3 protein-coding genes and 1 pseudogene are annotated in these 4,395 nt (G+C 73.2%); all 4 read left to right on the forward strand.

The genetic code is table 11. The annotated features are described in order from the left end of the window. Positions 1 to 319, forward strand: a pseudogene (locus B7767_RS46325) (polyketide cyclase); the annotation flags it as partial. Between the two features lie 263 nt (positions 320 to 582). Further along, positions 583 to 1,908 carry a cytochrome P450 gene (locus tag B7767_RS11400; RefSeq protein ID WP_256923409.1) on the forward strand — a complete coding sequence of 442 codons (1,326 nt, stop codon included), beginning with the start codon at positions 583 to 585 and terminating at the stop codon, positions 1,906 to 1,908. Next, positions 1,883 to 2,893, forward strand: coding sequence for a (-)-alpha-amorphene synthase (locus B7767_RS11405; RefSeq protein ID WP_107485997.1), 1,011 nt, complete (start codon positions 1,883 to 1,885; stop codon positions 2,891 to 2,893). The genes B7767_RS11400 and B7767_RS11405 overlap by 26 nt, the downstream gene beginning before the upstream one ends. Positions 2,894 to 3,091: 198 nt before the next feature. Beyond that, positions 3,092 to 4,395: AAA family ATPase (locus tag B7767_RS11410; RefSeq protein WP_179167114.1), on the forward strand; the 1,304-nt coding region annotated here is incomplete at its 3' end.

Below are 4,395 nucleotides of genomic sequence, written 5' to 3' on the forward strand. Positions count from 1 at the left end.
GGCGCGCGGACGGCGGGTCTCCCTGACCTGCGACCCGCCCGGCGCGGACGGCGGGTCGTCCCCGCACACCGCCGCCTGCCACGGCCGCTTCGCACGGCTCGTGCCCGGCGAACCGGTGGTGGGCCTCGGGTTCGGGACCGAGGCGCCGGGGTCACGCGGCACGATGACGATCACCACCCCACTCACCGAGGCCGGAGGCGGCACGGATGTGCTGATCGTCCACGAGGGCGTCCCCGACGCGGTGCCCGCCGCCGGCAACGGGGCGGGCACCCGCTCGGCACCGGCCCGGCCCGCCCGTTTCGTGGAGGCGAACACCTGAATCCCTGTGCTCCCCCGTGCACCCGTGCGCCCCCTTGGCGACGGCATTCGGTACGTCGGGTGCCGGTCCGGTGTGGGCAGGACAAGGTTCGAGTGCCACATGTATGTGGACTCGCACATGTGGACTCACTGAATTCCGTTTGTATCGCTCGAGACAGGTGGTATTCGATGAGCAATCACGTTCATGACGTTCATGAACCGGCGCCGACCTGGAGATCGGGAACCGCGCCGGGCATATTCCCGTCCGTCGGCCACGGTATCGCCTTGTTCCGACGCCCACTGGAGTTCCTCAATTCTTTGTCCGCATACGGTGATCTGGTGGAGATACGCCTGGGCCCGATGCGTGCCTGGGTGGTGTGCCACCCGCGACTGGTCCACGAGATGCTCAGGGACACCCGCACCTTCGACAAGGGCGGCCCCCTCTACGAGCGGCTCCGGACCTTGATGGGGGACGGGGTCGTCACCTGCCCGCACGGCGATCACCGCAGGCAGCGCAGGCTGCTGCAGCCCGCCTTCCGTCCGTCCCGCGTCGCCGGCCTGACGGAGGCGCTGGGCGAGGAGGCCGAATCGGTGTGCGGCGCGTGGCGGGCGGGGCGGGAGGTCGACGTCAGCGCGGCCATGATGGCCCTGACCACGGGGGCGATCAGCCGGGTCCTGCTCTCCGACTCGCTCGACGCGGCGAGGACCGCCGAGGTGCGGGACTGCCTGGCCGGGATCGTCCACGGCCTGTTCGTGCGTACGGTCGTCCCGGTCGACGCCTTGTTCCGGGTGCCCCTGCCCGCCAACCGCCGGTACCGGGACGCGGTCGCCCGTCTGCACCGGCTCGTGGACGCGGCGATCGCCGAGCGCCGCGCGGGCGAGCCGCGCGACGATCTGCTGGGGACCCTGCTGGCGGCGGCCGACGCCGGGGAGCACGGGGTGACCCCCGGCGAGGTGCACGACCAGCTCGTCTCCCTGCTGCTCACCGGGTCGGAGAGCCCCTCCCTGGGCCTGTCCTCCGCGTTCGGCCTGCTCGCGCGGCACCCGGAGGCCGAGCGCGAACTGCACGCCGAGGTCGACTCCGTACTGGCCGGGCGCACCCTCCCCACCTCCGACGACCTGCCGCGCCTCCCCTACACCCGGGCCGTGATCAGCGAGACCCTGCGCCACTCCCCGCCCGGCTGGCTCTTCACCCGGTCCACCACCAGGGAGGTCGAGTTCGGCGGGCGCCGCCTGCCGCGCGGGACCACCGTTGTCTACAGCCCGTACCTGCTGCACCACGCGCCCTCGTCGTTCCCCGACCCCGAGCGGTTCCGGCCCGAGCGGTGGCTGTCGGGCGAGCACACCGACCAGCCGTACGGCGCGATGGTCCCGTTCTCCGCGGGCAGCCGGAAATGCCTCGGGGACTCCTTCGCCATGGCACAGAGCACGGTGGCGGTCGCGACCATCGCCCGCCGCTGGCGGCTGCGGCACCCCCCGGGGCCCGTCGCGCCGGTGCGCCCCGCGGTGACGCTGGGCCCCAGGTCCCTGCGGATGATCTGCGAACCGCGCGGTGACGGGCTCGGCCGGCGGTCCCGGGGGGCGGGTGACAACCTTGTCGACCACACATGAGGACATCACGGCCGGCACACCGCGCGGAATTCCCGGCACCGATCTCAGGGACCTGATCGACGCCCATCTGCACATGCCGTTCCCGTTCCGGACCAATCCGCACGAACACCGGGTCACGGCGGGCGTCGAGAAGTGGCTGCGGGAAACGGGACTGGCGGACGAAAGCTGGGTTCCGGAAATGATCGCCCGCGCCCGTCCGGCCCAGCTCGCCTCCTACAACGGTCCGGAGATGGATTCCGGTCTGCTGCAGATCGTCGCCAATCAGATCGCCTATCAATTCGTCTTCGACGACCGGGCGGAGGAGGTGGGCCGGCAGGGACCGGGCCGGCTGCTGCCCATGCTGGACGAGAGCATCGCCGTACTGCGGGACGACGCGTCGCCGTCGACGCCGCTCGGTGCCGCCCTGGCCGATCTGCACCGGCAGGTCCGCGAGCGGTGCACGCCCGCCCAGGCCGCGCGATGGGCCGTCAAGAGCCGTGAGTACGTGCACGGCCTGCTGTACGAGGCGGTGGCACAGGCCGACACCGCGCCGCTGCCGACCGGACTGTGCACGTCGATCCGGTCGCTGACCGCGGGGGTCGAGCCCTTCCATCCGCTGTGCGAGGCGGCCCAGCCGTGCGAACTGTCCGACGCGGAGCTGCAGCACCCGGCGATGCGGCGGCTGACCCGGCTGTCGGCCGACGCGGCGGTGTGGATACCCGATCTGTACTCCGCGGTGAAGGAACGCCGGGCCGGCGGGATGATCAATCTGGCCCTCGCCCACCAGCGGGCCCGCCGCTGCTCCCTGCCGGTCGCCGTCATGCTGGCGATCCGTCAGATCAACCGCACGATCGACGAGTTCGTCGGTCTCTTCGAGGAGATCAGGCCGCGGCTGAGTCCCTCGGCCGTCGGGTACGCGGAGGGCATGGCCGGCTGGATCCGGGGGTGCTGCCACTGGTCCCGCACCGTGCCCCGCTACGCCGACACGGCGGCGGCCCCGGTCTGACCCGGGCACCGCCACGGGCCCGCGCCGCGGACGCGGCCCATTCGAACGCCCCTACCCCCAGGAGGGATGCCTCAAGCCGTCGCCGCCTTCGGTTCACCCGTCCTGTCGTGGTCGTACCGGAAGACGGACCCGGTGCGCCCCGGCAGGCATACGCTCGCCTGCCACCCGTTGGTCGAACGACAGGAAGCGGTAGGGCACATGGCGATCGAGCGGCGGCAGCATGTCACCGAGTCCCGGCCGTTGCTGGAGCGCCGACGGGAACTACGGGCACTGGACGAGGCGTTGGCGGCCCTGCGGGACACCCGGAACGGAGTGCCGCAGACGCCGCGCGGCGGGCTCCTCGTCTTCACCGGCCCGGGCGGGATGGGCAAGACGGCGCTGCTGGCGCAGGCCCGCTCCCGCGCGCTGGCCCAAGGGGTCACCGTGCTGTCGGGCTGCGGCGGCCGGAACGAGCAGGAGCTGGCGTTCCGTGTGGTGCGCCGGCTCCTCCAGCCCTCGCTGGCCGCGATGGACGGCGACGAGCTCCGCGCCTTCCTGGGCAGCTGGTACGACGTCGTCGCCACCGCGCTCGGCCTGGAGGCGGGGCCCGGCCCCCACGTGCCCGACCCGTCCGGGGTCCGCGAGGGCCTGGACTGGGTCATGACCCGGCTCGCCGCGCGGAAGGCACCCATGGTGCTGCTGCTGGACGACCTGCACTGGGCGGACGTCGAGTCCCTCGACTGGCTCACCTCCTTCGCCCCCCGGGTGGCGGACCTGCCGCTGCTGATCGTCCTCGCCCACCGGCCCGACGACCTGCCGCGCGAGGCGGAGCCGCTGCGTGCCCTGCCGGGCAGCCTCGGCACCCGCGCCCACGCGCTGGAGCCGCTCACCTCCGAGGCGGTGGCGCGGATCGTCAGGGACGAGGTGGGGGACGAGGCCGAGGACGAGTTCTGCGAGGAATGCCGGCGGGCCACCGGGGGAAACCCGTTCGAGACCGTCGAACTCGCCATCCGCCTGGGCGAACACGATCTGCGGGGCGCCCGGCACGAGCTGCGCGCGATGCGGGACCTCGCCGCGGCGGTCAAGGGCCGCGGACTGATCGAACGCCTGCACGCCCTCGGGACGACCACCGTCCGTTTCGCCTACGCCGCGGCCGTGCTCGGCGAGTCCGTGTCACAGGAACTCGCCGCCACCATCGCCGTGGTCGGCAGTGAGGCGGCCACCGAGGCGACGGAGCGGCTGCGCGCCGCCCGGATCCTGGCCGAGGACGACGGGACCGGGAACGGGCTCGCCTTCGTCCACCCGCTGATCGCCACCACCATCTACCGCTCCATCGCCCCGGCGCTGCGGGTCGGGCTGCACAACGGGGCCGCCGAGGCCATCCGGGCCGCCGGGTTCGGGTCGGCGGCCGCCGCCCGGCACCTGCTGGAGGTGCCCTGCGACGGCCGCGTCGAGGCGGTGGCGTGCCTGCGCGAAGCCGCCCGCGAGTACATGCGCGCCGGCGCCCCGGAAGCGGCCCGGCG

The organism is Streptomyces sp. 13-12-16, assembly GCF_002114215.1.
Lineage (GTDB): Bacteria > Actinomycetota > Actinomycetes > Streptomycetales > Streptomycetaceae > Streptomyces.